The 16,685-nt window shown below is 73.5% G+C and carries 15 protein-coding genes; 4 read left to right on the forward strand and 11 right to left on the reverse strand.

The features are described 5' to 3' along the window. Positions 1–18: 18 nt before the first annotated feature. A complete protein-coding gene (locus OG299_RS26855) occupies positions 19–1,026 on the forward strand; it encodes an AraC-like ligand-binding domain-containing protein (protein ID WP_266629623.1) in 1,008 nt (335 codons plus the stop codon). A gap of 83 nt (positions 1,027–1,109) precedes the next feature. Here the strand turns inward: OG299_RS26855 and OG299_RS26860 are convergent, their stop codons facing one another. Continuing rightward, positions 1,110–1,643 (reverse strand): GNAT family N-acetyltransferase, encoded by a 534-nt coding sequence (locus tag OG299_RS26860; protein ID WP_266629625.1) that lies wholly within the window; start codon positions 1,641–1,643, stop codon positions 1,110–1,112. A gap of 106 nt (positions 1,644–1,749) precedes the next feature. Here OG299_RS26860 and OG299_RS26865 point away from each other — a divergent pair, with 106 nt between their 5' ends. Further along, the gene (locus tag OG299_RS26865) at positions 1,750–2,145 is read left to right on the forward strand and encodes a nuclear transport factor 2 family protein (protein ID WP_266629627.1); all 396 of its coding nucleotides are present in this window, start codon (positions 1,750–1,752) and stop codon (positions 2,143–2,145) included. A 48-nt stretch (positions 2,146–2,193) separates the two neighbouring features. Here the strand turns inward: OG299_RS26865 and OG299_RS26870 are convergent, their stop codons facing one another. Continuing rightward, entirely contained in the window at positions 2,194–2,526 is a 333-nt protein-coding gene (locus OG299_RS26870; protein WP_327362867.1) for an antibiotic biosynthesis monooxygenase family protein, read from the reverse strand. Positions 2,527–2,646: 120 nt separating this feature from the next. On the opposite strand from OG299_RS26870, the gene OG299_RS26875 reads away from it, so the two are divergent. After that, positions 2,647–4,665, forward strand: coding sequence for a bifunctional glycosyltransferase 87/phosphatase PAP2 family protein (locus OG299_RS26875; RefSeq protein ID WP_327362868.1), 2,019 nt, complete (start codon positions 2,647–2,649; stop codon positions 4,663–4,665). A gap of 226 nt (positions 4,666–4,891) precedes the next feature. Here OG299_RS26875 and OG299_RS26880 read toward each other — a convergent pair whose 3' ends face one another. Together OG299_RS26880 and OG299_RS26885 are read right to left on the reverse strand one after the other, a co-directional pair. Further along, positions 4,892–5,275: a DUF6193 family natural product biosynthesis protein gene (locus OG299_RS26880; RefSeq protein ID WP_266629630.1), complete on the reverse strand. Its 384-nt coding sequence runs from the start codon at positions 5,273–5,275 to the stop codon at positions 4,892–4,894. 192 nt (positions 5,276–5,467) lie between these two features. Next, positions 5,468–6,712: a cytochrome P450 gene (locus tag OG299_RS26885; RefSeq protein WP_327362869.1), complete on the reverse strand. Its 1,245-nt coding sequence runs from the start codon at positions 6,710–6,712 to the stop codon at positions 5,468–5,470. 241 nt (positions 6,713–6,953) lie between these two features. Here OG299_RS26885 and OG299_RS26890 point away from each other — a divergent pair, with 241 nt between their 5' ends. Next, positions 6,954–8,123, forward strand: coding sequence for a steroid 3-ketoacyl-CoA thiolase (locus OG299_RS26890; protein WP_266667407.1), 1,170 nt, complete (start codon positions 6,954–6,956; stop codon positions 8,121–8,123). Between the two features lie 122 nt (positions 8,124–8,245). On the opposite strand, the gene OG299_RS26895 is transcribed toward OG299_RS26890, so the two are convergent. From OG299_RS26895 to OG299_RS26925, 7 genes are all read right to left on the reverse strand, one after another. Next, entirely contained in the window at positions 8,246–8,698 is a 453-nt protein-coding gene (locus OG299_RS26895; RefSeq protein WP_266629636.1) for an aggregation-promoting factor C-terminal-like domain-containing protein, read from the reverse strand. 338 nt (positions 8,699–9,036) lie between these two features. Further along, entirely contained in the window at positions 9,037–9,885 is an 849-nt protein-coding gene (locus OG299_RS26900; RefSeq protein WP_266629638.1) for an ECF transporter S component, read from the reverse strand. Further along, positions 9,882–11,927 carry an ABC transporter ATP-binding protein gene (locus OG299_RS26905; protein WP_266629640.1) on the reverse strand — a complete coding sequence of 682 codons (2,046 nt, stop codon included), beginning with the start codon at positions 11,925–11,927 and terminating at the stop codon, positions 9,882–9,884. Before OG299_RS26905 ends, OG299_RS26900 begins: the two co-directional genes overlap by 4 nt. Next, on the reverse strand, positions 11,924–13,030 hold the full coding sequence (locus OG299_RS26910) for an energy-coupling factor transporter transmembrane component T family protein (RefSeq protein WP_406514159.1): 1,107 nt from the start codon (positions 13,028–13,030) through the stop codon (positions 11,924–11,926). Before OG299_RS26910 ends, OG299_RS26905 begins: the two co-directional genes overlap by 4 nt. Before the next feature lie 251 nt (positions 13,031–13,281). Beyond that, positions 13,282–13,950 carry an SCO2322 family protein gene (locus tag OG299_RS26915; protein WP_266629644.1) on the reverse strand — a complete coding sequence of 223 codons (669 nt, stop codon included), beginning with the start codon at positions 13,948–13,950 and terminating at the stop codon, positions 13,282–13,284. After that, positions 13,950–15,188, reverse strand: coding sequence for an SCO2321 family membrane protein (locus tag OG299_RS26920; protein ID WP_327362871.1), 1,239 nt, complete (start codon positions 15,186–15,188; stop codon positions 13,950–13,952). Before OG299_RS26920 ends, OG299_RS26915 begins: the two co-directional genes overlap by 1 nt. A gap of 309 nt (positions 15,189–15,497) precedes the next feature. Then, on the reverse strand, positions 15,498–16,610 hold the full coding sequence (locus OG299_RS26925) for a Strvi_7410 family MBL fold metallo-hydrolase (protein ID WP_266629648.1): 1,113 nt from the start codon (positions 16,608–16,610) through the stop codon (positions 15,498–15,500). Between the last annotated feature and the right edge of the window lie 75 nt (positions 16,611–16,685).

Consider the following 16,685-nt stretch of genomic DNA (forward strand, 5'->3'; position numbering starts at 1 on the left):
TGAGCAAGGGGGCGCAGGATGTGGTCAGTGGTGTCGTCGGGCGGGGTGCCCGCGGGGGAGCGGTTCGACTGGTACGCCGACGTCATCTCGCGTGAGGTGATGCCCGCCGCGCTCAGCAGCGAGCGGCCCGCTGACTTCCAGGGCGAGGCCGCCGTACTGGACCTGGGGGAACTCCGTGTCGCGAGGTTTGCCCTCTCGCCACTGCGTTCGCGGCGCACCCCCGCGCTGATCCGGCGCGGTGATCCGGAGCAGTACCAGCTGGCGCTGCTGCGGAAGGGTGCCACGCGGATGTCCCAGCACCGGAACGAGTCCACCGTCGGACCCGGGGACCTCATGCTCTGGGACACCTCGCGGCCCTCCGACAACGAGATGCTCGCCGAGGGCGGCCAGGTGCGGGCGACGGTCCTGATGCTTCCCCGGGTCGTCATGCCGCTGCGCACGCAACGTCTCGACCGGTTGCTCGCCGGCCGCATACCGGGCGACCGCGGAGTGGCGGCGATCCTGGCGTCGTTCATGACGGCGCTCGAGGATCACGGCGCCGAATGCGAGCCGGAAGACCTACGACGCATGGGCGCGGTCGCCCTCGACCTCGTGGCGGCCTGCCTGGCCCAGCACCTGGACTCCGAGGACCATCTGCCCTTCGAGGTCCGGGAGCAGGCCCTCTTGCAGCGGATCCATGCGTTCATCGAGCACAACCTCGGCGACCCGGAGCTGAACCCTTCGGTCATCGCCGCCCACCACCACATCTCGGTGCGCAGCCTCCACCAGCTCTTCCACGGCCGCAAGGAGAGCGTCCAGGCCCGGATCCGCCGACGCCGCCTGGAGCAGTGCCGCGCCGACCTCGGGTGCCGTGATCTCGCCGCCCGTCCCGTGCGGGCCATCGCCGCCCGGTGGGGCTTCAGCGGCCCGGTGGTCTTCAGCCGCTCCTTCCGCGATGCGTACGGGATCAGCCCCACCGAGTTCCGCGCGCTGAGCGCCGAGCAGTCCTGCTCCGACCGTTCACTGTGCCGATCGACTCCTGCCTAGATGCGGATACGGCGTCCAGGGGTGCGGACCTCGCGCCCGTCTCCGGCTGAGGCAGCCTCGTTCCGGGCGTCCGCCGACCGGGCTCAGACCAGGGGCTTCTCGAACCAGTGCTCCGCATACCGGCCCGCGTTGTACGCCGGTATCTCCGCGTACCCGTGCCGCGTGTACAACGCCCGGGCCTCGACCAGGTCCGACCGGGTGTCGAGCCGGACCCGCTCGGCGCCCAGCGCGCGGGCCTCGTCCTCCAAGACGGCGAGCAGCGCCGCCCCGCCGCCGGTGCCGCGGGCGCGGGGGTCCACGTACACCCTGGTGAGCTCGGCGGTGATGGGGTCGAGCAGTCGTATGCCGCCGCAGGCCAGGGGCCTGCCGTCCAGCCGGCCGACCGCGAACTGGCCCGTCGGCGGGACCAGCCCGTCGTCCGGGTCGTCCCGCAGGCCCGCGTCGATCTCGGCCTCGGTGACGGACCGTTCCCAGTACCGGCCGGCGACCTCCGCGTAGTACGCGCGGCGCAGCGCGGTGGCGTCGGCGGTGGCGAAGTGCTCGGCGACGACGGTCCAGTCGCCCGCCTCGCGGAGGGCGGGGGCGGTGGAGCTGCTGCTCGTGCTGTTGATGTTCATGGCGCCATTGTGGAGTCCGTACGCGTCTCGCCGCGTGGAATATCCACAGGTACGGGCCGATGATAGGAAAAGATGCATATCACTCACACGGAGGGCGTGAGACGCCATGTCCGAGCACCCTGACGCTGCCCTGATCCGCCGCGGTTACGAGGCCTTCGGCAAGGGCGACATGGAGACGCTGGGCACGCTGATGACGGCCGACGTCATCCACCACGTGCCCGGCAGCAACCCGCTCTCGGGGCACCACAAGGGCCGTGAAGCCGTCCTCGACCTGTACCGGCGGTTCGGCGAGGAGACGAACGGCACCTTCCAGGTCGATCTGCACTCGGTGCTGGTCGACGGGCGCGGCCACGCCATGACCTTCCACACGGCGCGCGGCGACCGCGGCGACCACGGGATCGAGATCCAGGGCGGCCTCTTCTTCACGATCGTCGGCGGGAAGATCACCGACGTCGACCAGTGCACGCAGGACATCGACGAGGAGGACCGCTTCTGGGGCTGATCCAGCCGACCGTTCCAGCCGTTCCGGCCTCCTCGTCCCGCCCCGGACTCAGCCCTGCGGCTTCGGCGCCGCCTGCTGCACGACCTCGAACGACCACACCGTCGAACCGGAGGCCGCCGGCTTCGGCCGCTCACCGGAACCCGCGCCGCCGCCTTGGTGCGCCGCCTTCATGGGCCCCTCCATCCACGCCTGGAAGTCCTCCTCCGAGCGCCACCGCGTGTACACCAGGTACTGGTCGGTCCCCTCGACGGGACGCAGCAGCTCGAACCACTCGAACCCGTCCGAACCCTCCACGGCGCCCGCCCGCGAGGCGAACCGCTGCTCCAGTACTTCCCGCTGCTCGGCGGGCACGGCCAGTGCGTTGATCTTCACGATGCTCATGCCCGCCATCCTAGGGATCGCGTGCGGGATATCGTCCTCCCAGGTAATCAAGTGGTGCATGAAACGCGGCAGCCAGGCGAAGTCAAGGTTGCGGTCAACAGGGCGGGAGGCCGGCGAGGCGTGGCTAACGCGGCAGAGCACGGTGGTGCGAACGGACATGCCGGGGTCATAGGCGGTAGCGGCAGGCTGGGGGCGGCACGGTTCCTCCTGTGGGCGCTGGCCGGTGTCCTCGCCGTCAGACAGGCCGCCGCAGTGCTGCGCGTGCCACCGGGCGAGTGGCTCAGCGAGTTCCAGCTCCCCAGCAGTTTTCCCGGCTCGCTCTACGACGGCGGCCAGTTCACCGGGACCCCCTTCGCCGGGATGGTCCTGAGGCCGTTCCTCGGTCTTGCGGCGCCCTCCCTGGAGGTGGCCTGGACCTGTGTGACGCTGCTGTTCGTCGCCGCCGTCGGGCTGGTCGCCGCGCGCGGTCTGCCCGATCCCGTGCCGCGGCGCACCGCGCTGCTCGCCGCGCCCGTGCTGGTCGGGCTGATGATGGTGTCGCTGCCCGTCCGGGCGGCCGCCTCGCCGGGCCAGACCGCCGTCCTGCCCGTGCTGCTGGTGCTGCTGGCCGTGTTCCGGGTGCCCGGCGAGCGCCCGGCCGGCTTCCTCGTCGGTCTCGCCGCCGCGCTCCAGCCGGCCCTGCTGCTGTTCGCGCCGCTGCTGTGGCTGACCGGCCGCCGCCCCACCGCCAAGACCGCCGCCGTGACGTTCGCCGGAGCCACCGCGTTGTCCTGGGCGGCCCTGCCCCGCGACTCCTGGACGTACTGGGTCCACCACCTGGCCGGCACCGGCCTCGGCGACGCCCCCGACAGCCTCGCCAACCAGTCCGTGCACGGCGCGCTGCTGCGGCTCGGCCTGAGCGGCCCCCTCGAGATCCTGCTGTACGTGGCCCTCGCGGCCGGGATCGCCTGGGTCGGCCTGCGCCGCGCGGCCCGCTACGCCCGCGACGGCCAGCTGCTGCTCGCGGTGGCCGTCACCGGCTGCGTGGCCGTCGCCGTGGCGCCGACCGGCTGGCGCCACCAGCTGCTGTGGGTGCTGCTCGCGGTGGCCGGCAAGGTCGGCAAGCGGGCGGCGGACCGGCCCGTGTGGCCGGTGGCCGTGGTGCTCGCCATGACGCTGCCCAGCGACGTGCTGCTGCCCAACCTGGCCGCGCTGGCCCCCGTACGGGACAACGTGCTGCTCCTCGCCGCGCTGGCGGCGGCCTGCGCGGTGCCGTTCCTGCCGCGTTCCTCGCCGTACTGGCGCGAGCCCGTCGCGACGGCGTACGGCCGGCCGGCCGCCGCCCGGTGGTCGCGGGTGCCGCTGATGCCGTTCTGGCGGCGCGTGCTCTCGCGCCCGAACCTGTTGCTGGAGCTGCTGCTGATACGGGTGGGGTACTCGCTGTACTCGCACATCCGGGCCGCCGCGCCGAGCAGCCGCAGCGTCGCCGAGGGGCACGGGAGTCAGATCCACGCCGTCGAGCGGGCGCTGGGCATCGACATCGAGCACGCCGTCAACCACGCCGTCGTGAACCTGCCCTGGCTGGAGAAGTTCTTCAACTTCTACTACACGTCGTTCCACTTCGTGGTGCCGCTGACGATCCTGGCGGTCCTGTACTGGCGCAGGCCGGGCGACTACCGCTGGGCCCGCGCCTCCCTGGGCCTGGGCACCGTCCTCGCGCTCGTCGGCTTCTGGCTGTACCCGCTGGCGCCGCCGCGGCTGATGCCCGCGCTCGGCTTCATCGACACCGTGCACGGGCCGCAGGATCTGGCCCACCCGCAGTACGGGGCGATGACCGCGATCTCCAACCAGTACGCGGCGATGCCCTCGCTGCACTTCGGCTGGTCGCTGTGGTGCGGGATCGTGATCATCACGCTCGCGCCGAAGGGCTGGCAGAAGCTCCTCGGGGCGCTGCACCCGCTGATCACGGTGTGCGCGATCGTCGCCACCGCCAACCACTGGGTGCTCGACGCGGTCGGCGGCGCGGTCGTCATCAGCGCCGGGTTCGGGCTCGTGTACGTCCTGTCGGGGCCGCGCGGCGCCGCCCTGCCGGCCGGGCTGAGCGTGCCGCGGCCGCGCGAGCCGGAGCGCGTGGGCGCCGCCACGCGCAGCCGCGCCTGAGCAACCGCGCCTGAGCAACTGCGCCTGAGCAGCGCGCGCTGAGCAGCCGCGCCCGACGGGCGGGTTCCGCAGCGCGAAGGGGTGCCACAGGGGCGGCCGAAGGGGTGCCACAGGGGCGGCCGAAGGGGTGCCGGGGCAGGCCGTGTGCCCGCCCCGGCACCCCTTCGGTGGATCGCCGCGTCCTGTCAGGATCCGCCGTCGGCGGCCCCTGCGCCACCCGGGGCGATCAGTGGCCCGCCGCGCCGCCCGAGGAGAGCCGGTCCACGACGAGCGCGATGGCGGCCTCGGCGGTGTCGGTCTCGGCGATGACGGTGGTCAGGCTGGGGCTGCGCACCCGGAAGCGGCCGTCGGGCGTGGGCTCGACGGCCGGTGCCTCCACCTCGAAGGGGTGGCGGGTGCGGGAGCTGAACCACAGGGTCCACTGGCGGGTGAACGGGTACAGCCGACGCAGCTGCGGCTGCGCGGAGGCGGCCTCGATGAGCTCGATGACACCGCGGCAGAGCGTCTCGGGCCCGCCGCGCTCCTGGATCAGCCGCCACGTCGTGGGCAGCCGCTGCCAGCGGGCATCCACCCGGTGAGCGGTGTCTGTATCGGCAGCGTGAAGGTTCATCCGCGCAGTGTGACGCCCCACCGGTCTCAGGACAATGGTCCGGAAGTCAACAATCCGGCATACGTGCGCCCCCGATGCGCCCCGCCCGTACGCCGGGCGCGCCCTCGGCGGCATTCCAGGCGACGGCAGGGGCCGGGGCGTGGGAGGAGCGGCCCCTGCCGCCGTGGAACCGGTACGGCCGCGGACACGTGCTCAACCGTGGCTGACCCGGAGCTCCTTGATGCCGTTGAGCCAGGCGGCCCGCAGCCGGCGCGGTTCCTCGCCGGTCAGGCGCAGGTCGGGCAGGGTGTCGGCCAGCGCGTTGAAGATCAGGTCGATCTCCATGATGGCCAGGGACTTGCCGAGGCAGAAGTGCGGGCCGCCGCCGCCGAAGCCCAGGTGCGGGTTCGGATCGCGGGTGATGTCGAAGCGGTCGGGGTCGGTGAAGACCTCGGGGTCGTGGTTGGCGGAGGAGTAGAACAGCCCCACCCGGTCGCCCGCCTTGATCTTCTGCCCGCCCAGTTCGGTGTCCTGGGTGGCGGTGCGCTGGAACGACACCACCGGGGTGGCCCAGCGGACGATCTCCTCGGCGGCCGTCGCCGGCCGGGTCGCCTTGTACAGCTCCCACTGGTCGGGGTGGGTCAGGAAGGCGTGCATGCCGTGGCTGATGGCGTTGCGCGTGGTCTCGTTGCCGGCGACCGCCAGGAGCAGCACGAAGAAGCCGAACTCGTCGGAGCCCAGGTTGCCCTGGCCCTCGGCCGCCACCAGCTGCGTGACGATGTCCTTGGCCGGGCACTCCTTGCGGGCGGCGGAGAGGTTCATGGCGTAGCCGATGAGCTCCATGGCCGCGTTGGAGCCGACCTCCTCGGTGATCGCGTACTCGGGGTCGTCGTACGCGATCATCTTGTTCGACCAGTCGAAGATGCGCAGGCGGTCCTCCTGCGGTACGCCGATCAGTTCGGCGATGGCCTGCAGCGGGAGCTCGCACGCGACCTGCGTCACGAAGTCGAAGCTGCCGTCGGCCGAGGCCTCCAGCGCCTGCTCGACGATCTTCCGGGCCCGGTCGCGCAGGGCCTCCTCCAGGCCGCGGATGGCCCGCGGGGTGAAACCGCGCTGCACGATCTGGCGTACGCGGGTGTGTTCCGGCGGGTCCATGTTCAGCATGATCAAGCGCTGGGCATCTATCTGTTCGCGCTGGATGTGCTCGTTGAAGCGGATGATCGCCGTATTGGTGGTGGAGGAGAACAACTCCGGGTGCGTGGATACGTACTTGACGTCCGCGTGCCGGGTCACGACCCAGTAGCCCTCGTCGTCGAATCCGGTGATGCCGCGCTGCTGGGGGCACCACCACACGGGTGCGGTCTGCCGCAGCTGCGCGAACTCGGGGAACGGGACCCGGTCCTGGAGGAGGTCGGGGTCGGTGGCGTCGAAGCCTTCGGGCAGCGCGGGACAGGGCATCGGGCGACTCCAAAGTCTGACGGCCCATCAGAAGTTGGCTTGAAGGTAGTAACGAGTTCCAGAAGTGACAAGGGTCCTCGCGCCAACTGTTGCGTGTGGAATCCGTGTAAGCCGCGTGCAAGACCCTTGCGTGCCGGGCCTCCGGGTCATAAGACTGCGAGGAGAACTAGAACGCGTACTAGTTCGGGCGGGGCGCCGGGACGGCCCGCCGCGCCGGCACAGTGCAGGAGAGGACGAGCTCATGGCCGCGGAACCCGTCATCGTCGAAGCCGTACGCACCCCCATCGGCAAGCGCGGGGGCGCGCTCGCCAACCTCCATCCCGCCTACCTGCTCGGCGAGACGTACCGCGAACTCCTCGCCCGGACCGGAATCCAGCCCGACTGCGTCGAGCAGATCGTCGGCGGCACCGTCACCCACGCCGGTGAGCAGTCCATGAACCCGGCGCGCAACGCGTGGCTCGCCATGGGCCTGCCGTACGAGACCGCCGCGACCACCGTGGACTGCCAGTGCGGCAGCTCCCAGCAGGCCAACCACATGGTCGCCAACATGATCTCCGGCGGTGTCATGGACATCGGCATCGCCTGCGGCGTCGAGGCGATGAGCCGGGTGCCGCTGGGGTCCGGCTCCAAGCACGGCCCCGGCAAGCCGTTCCCGGACGAGTGGAACGTCGACCTCCCCAACCAGTTCGAGGCCGCCGAGCGGATCGCCCGCCACCGGGGCCTGACCCGGGAGGACGTCGACCGGCTCGGGCTGCTCTCCCAGGAGCGGGCCGCCACCGCATGGGCCGAGGAGCGGTTCAAGCGGGAGACCTTCGCCGTCCAGGTCCCGACGACGGAGGAGGAGCAGGCCGCCGGGCAGGGAATGTGGCGGCTGGTCGACCGCGACGAGGGGCTGCGCGACACGAGCATGGAGGCGCTGGCCCGGCTCAAGCCGGTCATGCCGACCGCCGTGCACACCGCCGGGAACTCCTCGCAGATATCCGACGGGGCCGCCGCCGTGATGTGGGCCTCGCGGAAGATGGCCCGCGCGCTCAAGCTCAGGCCGCGCGCCCGGATCGTCGCCCAGACCCTGGTCGGCGCCGACCCGCACTACCACCTCGACGGGCCGATCGACGCGACGCGGGCCGTGCTCGGCAAGGCCGGGATGTCCCTCAGGGACATCGACCTGGTCGAGATCAACGAGGCCTTCGCCTCGGTCGTCCTCAGCTGGGCCCAGGTCTTCGAGCAGGACCTGGAGAAGGTCAACGTCAACGGCGGCGGCATCGCACTCGGCCACCCCGTCGGCGCGACCGGAGCCCGGCTGATCACCACCGCGCTGCACGAGCTCGAGCGCCGCGACAAGGAATTCGCGCTGATCACCATGTGCGCGGGAGGCGCGCTGGCGACCGGGACGATCATCCAGCGGCTGTGAGCGCGCGCGGCGTGCACTGAACCCTGTGGGATGGGAAACAGAAGGCCCCGGTGGCCGGACCTGGGGAGGTCCGGCCACCGGGGCCTTCGCACTGCTCGTGCGGCAAAGCGCTCACTGGTGGCTTAGTACCAGTGGTTGGCCTGCCAGAAGTTCCAGGCGCCGACGGGGCTGCCGTAGCGGGAGTTCATGTAGTCCAGGCCCCACTTGATCTGGGTGGCCGGGTTGGTCTTCCAGTCCGCACCCGCGGAGGCCATCTTCGAGGCCGGCAGGGCCTGGGCCAGGCCGTAGGCACCCGAGGAGGCGTTCGTGGCGGTGTGGTCCCAGCCGCTCTCGTGGGAAATGATCTTGTCGAAGGCGGCGAACTGGGCCGGGTCCTTGATCATCTGGTGTGCGATCGCCTTGGCGCTCATCGGGGCCGCCTGAGCGGGGACCGTGGCGAGCATGGTGCCGGCGACGCCCAGGGCGACGATGGAGCCGGCGAGGGCCTTCTTGGAGGCGGCGATGCGACGGATGACGTGGGACACGGATGAAACCTTCCGCAGGGGACAAGGGCGGTCGCCGCATGCCGAGGACATGCGTGAGCCACTCACGCAGAGGAGAGGGGTTCGTCGGGCGGGGGGCGAAGGCCCCGGGCCGCCGTGGCGACAACACCAGTTAGACAGGTCCCCGAGGCTCTGGCAACGACCCCGATTACTAGCCGCCCTCGCAGCCGGGGGCCGGCGGGCTTGCGGCGGGGGTGTTGGCGTTCTTGCAGGCGAGGGCCGGTTTCCGGGTCGTGGGGGGAGGTCCGTGAGGGCTACTACCCCGCGTCGTATGTGACGTGGGTCCTATGGGGTGAGTCACCGGGACAAGGCTCGAATGTCACCTTCTGTGGTGGTTCGTTACACGAAATGGTGTGTGCGCCGGGCCACTTTCAACCCGAACCGAAGGAAACGGGCGCCTCGAACGCCGCTTTTCGCACCGCCCGCCGCAGCGCCTTCAGCAGCGTGCCGCCGACCGCGAGGGTCAGTACGACGGTCAGCGCGGCCCGGCCCAGGTCCCAGCCCAGCGACGTCGCCGCGCAGTACGCCAGGAAGCGGGCCAGGTTGGCGGTGACCGGATCCCCCGGGTGGAAGGAGATGCCCTGGCCCATGCCCTGCAGGAGCACCCAGCCCTGCAGGTTCATGATCGTGCCGTACGCGAACGAGCCCACGAAGCCGTACGCCGCCAGCATCAGCAGCTCCGCCCGGCCCCGGATCCTCCCCCAAGCTCTCGGCTTCGCTCGAGCAGGGGGGACCCCCACCGCGCCGGGCAGCAGCCCGGCGCCCAGCGAGAACCAGCCCATCGCCAGCATCTGGAACGGCATCCACGGCCCGACCCCGCCCGTGAGCAGGGCGGAGGCGAACATCGTGACCGAGCCGAGGACGAAGCCGAAGCCCGGGCCGAGGACGCGGCCGCTGAGCACCATCAGGAAGAACATCGGCTCCAGGCCGGCCGTGCCGGCGCCCAGGGGTCTGAGGGCGGCCCCCACCGCGGCGAGGACGCCGAGCATCGCCACCGCCTTGGCGTCCATGCCCTGGTCGGCGATGGTCGCGACGACGACGGCGACGAGGAGGGGGAGCAGCGCCGCGAAGAGCCAGGGGGCGTCCTGGGAGTGGGCGAGGCCGGACTGGCGGTCGGCGAGGAGGGGCCAGGCGAAGGCCGCGATGCCGATGAGGGTGACGAGGAGCAGTGCGGCGGCGGCGCGGGGGCCGATGCGGAGGGGGCGGGAGGGGGTGCTCATGTGGCCTCGGCCTCGGTCTGGGCTTCGGTCTGGGTTTCGGCTTCGGTCTCGGCCAGGGCATTCGCGACCTGGGTCACCGTGAGCCAGTGGCCCGGGGCCAGGATCTTGGCCACCTGGGGGGCGAAGGCCGGGGACGACACGACGACCTCGGCGGTCGGGCCGTCCGCGACGATCTCGCCGCCGGCCAGGATCACCACCCGGTGGGCCAGCTCGGCGGCGAGCTCCACGTCGTGGGTGGCGAGGACGATGGCGTGCCCGTCGGCGGCGAGGCCGCGCAGGATCTCGATCAGGCGGGCCTTGGCGGCGTAGTCCAGACCGCGGGTGGGCTCGTCGAGCAGGAGCAGCGCGGGGCGGCCGGTGAGTACGAGGGCCAGGGCGAGGGCCAGGCGCTGGCCCTCGGAGAGGTCCCGGGGGTGGGTGTCGTCGGGGACGTCCGGAAGCAGGGCGGAGACGAGCTCCCGGCAGGTGCCGGGGGCCGCGCCGGCGTCGGCGTCGGCGGCGGAGCACTCGGCGGCCACGGTGTCCGCGTAGAGGAGGTCGCGGGGTTCCTGCGGGACGAGGCCCACGCGCCGGACCATCTCCTGCGGGGCGGTGCGGTGGGGGGTGCGACCGCCGACGGTCACCGTGCCGGTGGTGGGGGCGAGCGTGCCGATGAGGGTGGCGAGGAGGGTGGACTTGCCGGCGCCGTTGCGGCCCATGAGGGCGATGGTCTCGCCGGGGGCCACGGAGAGGTCGATGCCGTGGAGGACTTCGGCGCGGCCGCGGCGGAGGGAGAGGGCGGTTGCCTTGGCCACGGGGGCCGGATGGGCGGTGGCGGTGTGTGTGCCTGTGCCTGTGCCCGTACCGGCTTCGGCCGCTGTCGCGCTGCCGGTTCCGGTACCGGTGGCGGGGCCGGGGGACGGCTCGCTCCGGCGGAGCAGGCGGGCCAGGATGCCGGGGCGGGGGGCGGGGCCGCTGCGCGGGGCTTCTTCCCCACCCCGCCCCTTCCCGATCCTGGGGCTCCGCCCCAGACCCCGCGCCTCAAACGCCGGCGGGGCTGGGTGGTGCGGCGCGGCCTGGGCGGGCTGGGGGGTGGGCGATACCGGCTGGGCCTGGGCGGGCTGGGGGGTAGGCGATACCGGCTGGGCCTGGGCGGGCGGCACCGGGCGGGCTGGGGTGGGCGATGTCGGCTGGGCCTCGGCGGGCGGCATCGGGCGGGTCTGGGCGGGCTGGGGGGTGGAGGTTGTGTTGGGGAGGCGGGAGAGGAGGGGGGCGGAGCGGCGGCGGGCGTCGCGGATCGACAAGGGGAGGGGGGACCAGTTCGCCAGGCGGCCCAGGGCCACCACCGGGGGGTGGACCGGGGAGACCGCCATGATCGAGGACGGGCTGCCGAGGACCGGCGCCGCGCCAGGGGCCGGGAGGAGGAGGATCCGGTCCGCGTACTGGACGACGCGTTCCAGGCGGTGCTCCGCCAGCAGGACCGTCGTGCCCAGGTCGTGGACCAGGCGCTGGAGGACCGCCAGGACCTCCTCGGCCGCCGCCGGGTCCAGCGCCGACGTGGGCTCGTCCAGGACCAGGACCTTGGGGTGCGGGGTCAGGACCGAGCCGATCGCGACCCTTTGCTGCTGGCCGCCGGAGAGGGTGGCGATGGGGCGGTCGCGCAGTTCGTTCAGGCCCAGCAGGTCCAGGGTCTCCTCGACCCGGCGGCGCATGACGGCCGGGGCCAGGCCGAGGGACTCCATGCCGTAGGCGAGCTCGTCCTCGACCACGTCCGTCACGAAGTGCGCGAGCGGGTCCTGGCCGACCGTGCCCACGACATCGGCGAGCTCGCGCGGCATGTGGGTGCGGGTGTCGCGGCCGGCGACGGTGACGCGGCCCCGCAGCGTGCCCCCGGTGAAATGCGGGACCAGGCCGGAGACCGCACCGAGGAGGGTCGACTTGCCGACGCCCGACGGGCCGACCAGGAGCGTGAGCTCGCCCTCCGGGATCACCAGATCGGCATCGCACAGGGTGGGCTGCGCGGCGCCGTCGTACGTGACCGACACCTGCTCGAAGCGGATCACAGTGCTGTTTCCTTCGGAGGTACGGGCGCCACGAAGGCGGGGAGCAGGCCGATCAGGATCGCCGCCGCCGGCCACAGCGGGAGCGTGGGGGCGACCAGGGGGACGACGCCGGGGAGGAGGGCGTCCGGGTCCACGGCCGCGGCACGGACGAGGACGGCCGCGACCGCCGCACCCGACCCGGCGACCAGCCACGCACGCCACCCCCAGCGGTCCGGCCGGTAGCGGGTCCGGATGCTGCGCCGCCCGCCCAGGCGCAGCCCCGCGAGGGCCAGGACGAGGCCGATGAGCAGGACCGGCAGCCCGTACACGGCGCCCTCGGCGGCGAGCAGCCCGTACGTGCCGGCGCACATGCCGAGCAGGCCCCCGAGGGTGAGGACGTTGGTGGTGTGCCGGACGGCGGGCGGGACCTGCGCGCTGCGGCCGTAGCCGCGGGCGTCCATCGAGGCGGCGACGGCGACGGAGCGCTCGAGGGCGCCCTCCAGGACGGGCAGGCCGATCTGCAGGATCGCCTTGACGCCGCCGGTGGGGCGGCCGCGCAGGCGGCGGGCGGTCCGCAGGCGGGCGACGTCGGCGACCATGTTCGGCGCGAAGGTCATGGCGACGACGACGGCGACACCGGCCTCGTAGAGGGCGGCCGGGAGGGATTTCAGCAGCCGCGCCGGATTGGCGAGGGCGTTCGCGGCGCCGACGCAGACGAGGAGGGCGGCCAGCTTGGCGCCGTCGTAGAAGGCGAAGACGAGCTGCTCGGCAGTGACGCGGCCGCCGATGCGGATGCCTTGGGCCGCCCAGGCGGGGAGCGGGAGCTCGGGGAGGGTGAGCAGGACGTGCGCGCCGGGGATCGGGGAGCCGAGCACCACGGAGAAGAGGAGGCGGAGCCCGATGACGAAGAGGCCGAGCTTGAGGAAGGCGCCGTAGGAACGCGCCCAGGGGGCGGAGGTCCGGCGGGCGGCCACGACGTAGCCGGCCACGCCGACGATCAGGCCGAGGAGCAGGGGATTGGTGGTGCGGGAGGCGGCCGTGGCCAGGCCGAGCGCCCAGAGCCACCACGCTCCCGCGTGCAGGGCGTTCCCCCGACGGGCCTGCGGCGCCGCCACGCGGCGGATCCGGCTTTTCTCGTACGTCGGCCCCGACCCGGGACCACCCGCCCCGGCCCGCCCGGGCCCGGGCGGTGTCACCCCTTCGTCCGCGGGCCGGCGGGGGCGGACCGTACCCGCACCGCCCGCCGTGGCCTGCCGAAGGCCGCCGTACCCACCGGCCCCGGTGACCCTCCCGGCCCCGCGCACGCCGGCCACCGCCGCGTCCGCGGGCTCCGCCGGGCGGGGGGACTCGGGTGAGCCGGGGGTGGTGGGTGGTGTCATCGGCGGCGGCGGGATTGCCAGACCGCGGCTGCCGCCAGGGTGGCCACCGCCGCCAGGCCGACCAGCAGGGACGTCGACGGGCCGCCGTCCTCGGGCTCGGCCTGCGCCGACGGCTTCGGCGTCGCGTTCGCCTGCGGCTTTTCTTCCGCGCCGGCGATCGGTTCGCCGCAGCCCTGCTTCGGGTAGCCCGACACCGCGCACAGCAGCGCCGCGCTGTTGTAGCGGAGCGGCTTGGCCACCGCTGCCAGGGCCTCGGCCGCCGTGGCGTCCGGGGCGACCTGGGCGCAGGCCGTGCGCGGGGTGTCCTGCGGCGGGGAGTCGCCCGCCGGGGCGTCCGCCGGGACGCCGGAGTCGATGACCACGGCGATCCGCTTGCGGCCCTCCGCGGCCGGAGTGGCCGCGCAGACCGACGCGAAGTCGGCCGCCGCGCGCGGCTTCGCCGCCTCGGCCGCCGCGTCCTGACTCACCGCGAAGCGGAAGCCCAGGACCGCGCCGTCCGCCGGTCGGGCCGTCGAGGGGCCCTGCGTGGCGTACTGCCACTGGCCTCCCGAACCCTCCCAGAACGACCAGTAGCGGTAGCCCGCCGCCAGCGCGGGCGAGGCCGCCAGGAGGGTGAGGAGGATGCCGAACGCGAGGGCCCGCGGGGTCAGGCTGCGGCGACGCATCAGAGCTGGTTCTTCTTCCGGCGGCCGCTCAGCAGGACGCCGATGCCCATGCCGGCCGCCAGGCCCGCGCCCACGATCCACCACACGTTCCGGTTCGAGTCCGAAGCCTTGTCCTCCTTGGGCTTCTCCGCGGCCTCACCCGTCTGCGGGGCCGGGCCCGTTGCGTTCAGGGCCGTCACCAGGTCCGTGCCGCCGAACGACTTCGGGTCCGTGCCCGTCGCGTGTGCGACCAGCACCAGGGTGGCGAGCGCGGCCGGGCTGCCGTTGGCCCACTGCGCCGAGTTGGCCTTCAGCCACTCCAGCGCGCCCGCCGCCGACTGCGTGTGCCCGGCCGCGGCCAGCGCGATCACCGCGTCGGCGGTGTTGCCGGTGTCCGCGGTCGGCTGGTCGGCGCCGGGGGTGACGGCCGTGAGGTGGCCGTCCTGCTTCAGCGTCTCGGCCAGGTAGCCGGCCGCACCCTGGGCGGCGGTCGCCGGGTCGGTGGCGCCCGCCGGGCAGGCCAGCGCGGTCGCGGGGGTGTCCGTCGAGGCGGGGGGCACGAGCGTTCCCTGACCGAGGCCGGCCAGGACCGCGGCGGCCGTGGCATCGGCGTTGGCCGGGAGCTTGCCGTCGGCCGGCTGGTACCCGAAGGAACCCCGGTCGGCGGCGGGCTCGGTGGCGCAGCCCAGCTGGAAGGCGAGCAGGCCCTCGTACGCGGACTTGCCGGCCTTCGACCTCACCTCGGCCGGCGTCTCGCCCGCCACGGCCAGCGCGCCGATCACGAGGGAGGTGGAGTTGCCCTCGCTGGGGGTGCCGGGGACGAAGGCCCAGCCGCCGTCCTCGTTCTGGACGGACTTCAGCCAGTCCACGCCCTTCTTCACCGCCGCGTCCTGGCCGCCCAGCGCCTTCAGCGCCTGCACGGCCATCGCGGTGGCGTTCGTGTCGAACATCGTCTTCTCGTCGCAGGCAGCGCCCGCGTCCGCGCGGAAGGAGGCGAAGCCGCCGTTCGCGCACTGCTGGCCGACGAGCCAGGCGACGGCCTCCTTGGCCGGCTTGACGCCGACCGTCTGCTGGGCCAGCAGCGCGAAGGACTGCCGCCACACACCGTCGTACGTCGGGTCGTTCTTGCCGTACAGCCCGGACGGGATCACCGGGACCGGCGGGGTGGAGGGGGAGGGCGCGGCGAGGGCTGCGGGGGCGGCGCCCACGCAGAGCACGGCGGAGGCGGCGAGCGCGGCGGCGCTGCGGCGGACGTTCATGGGGGCGGGTGCCTCTCGTGCTGGGGAGCAGGAGGCAGGCGCGCACAGGGCGCCGGGCTCCGGCTCCGTTTACCTCGACGGTGCCGGCCGCCGGGGGCTCCGGCGGCGCGCGCCGCGCACCTCGCGTACGGGGCGGTCCGGCTCCCCGCCCGGCGGGGCCGGGGCGGGTCACGGTTGCGGGTCAGCGCCGGAATTTCACCGGCTTCTTCCCGTACGGAAGGGTGGACGACGGGCTCACTGTACCGGCCCGTAGCAATCCGGCAGGGTGGCGTCGGCCCGTAGCACCCCTTACCGGAGGGCTTGGCGCCGTCACAGTGCGCGGTAGGTGACCGGGTCGCTGCCCGGGACCGCCTCGGCCCGGCCCTGCTTCACCAGCCGCCGCAGATGGGCCTCCGCTTCGGAGACGGCGATGTTGCGGGAGCCGTACGGGATCTGCTCCCAGGGCCGGTTCCACTCCATGCGCTGCGCCAGCGCCCACGGGGTCAGCGGCTCGGCCAGCAGCTCCCACAGCCCGGTCAGCCGGTCCTCGTGGTGGCGCAGCAGCTCGCGGACCCGGGCCGGGGCGTCGGTGAAGGCGTGCTGGTGGGCGGGGAGCACCTCGGCGGGGTCGAGTCGGCCGATCCGCTCGAGGGAGTCGAGGTAGTCGCCGAGGGGGTCGGTGACCAGCTCGGACGACGGGTCCTCGTAGAGGCCGATGTGTGGGGAGATCCCGGGCAGCAGGTGGTCCCCGGAGAAGAGGCGGCCGTTGCCGGGGAGGTTCGCCGGGTGCTGTTCCTCCAGGTGCAGGCAGACGTGGCCGGGGGTGTGCCCGGGGGTCCAGATGGCGCGCAGCCGCCGCCCGGCGAGGGGGAGCAGCTCGCCGGGGACGATCTCCCGGTCGGGGACGGCGGCCCGCAGGCCCGGCAGGGTGCGGATGCGGCCGCTCGCGCGGGCCGCCCGCAGGGGGGCGACGTGCTCCTCGGGGGCTCCGGCGGTGGCCAGCTTCTCGCTCATGTAGTCGAACCAGGTGCCGGGCTCGGTGGAGCGGGTCCGTACGACGACCTCGGTGTCGGCGGCGTGCATCGCGATCCAGGCGCCGGAGGCCTCGCGGACCCGGCCGGACAGGCCGTGGTGGTCGGGGTGGTGGTGGGTGATGAGCACGCCGTGGACGTCGGCGACCGGGATGCCGAGGGCGGCGAGGCCGGCGACGAGGGTGCCCCAGGACTCGGGGTCGTCCCAGCCGGTGTCGACGAGGACGGGGCCGCGGCCGGTGTCGAGGACGTGGACGAGGGTGTGGCCGAGCGGGTTGTCGGGGATCGGGACCTTGATGCCGTGGACGCCGCCGCCGTGGTCGGTGACGTGCGGGGTGACGGCCGGGGTGACGGGGGGCGTGGCCCCGGGTTCGGCGGGCGGTGCGGCCTGCGGCGGCGTGTCCTGCGGCATGAGGGCTCCCTGTCTGCGCCCGGCCGCGTCTGCGCCGCCCGGCTCACTCTCAACGAGAACGTGTTGCAGTAGTCG

The organism is Streptomyces sp. NBC_01296 (assembly GCF_035984415.1).
Classification (GTDB): Bacteria; Actinomycetota; Actinomycetes; order Streptomycetales; family Streptomycetaceae; genus Streptomyces.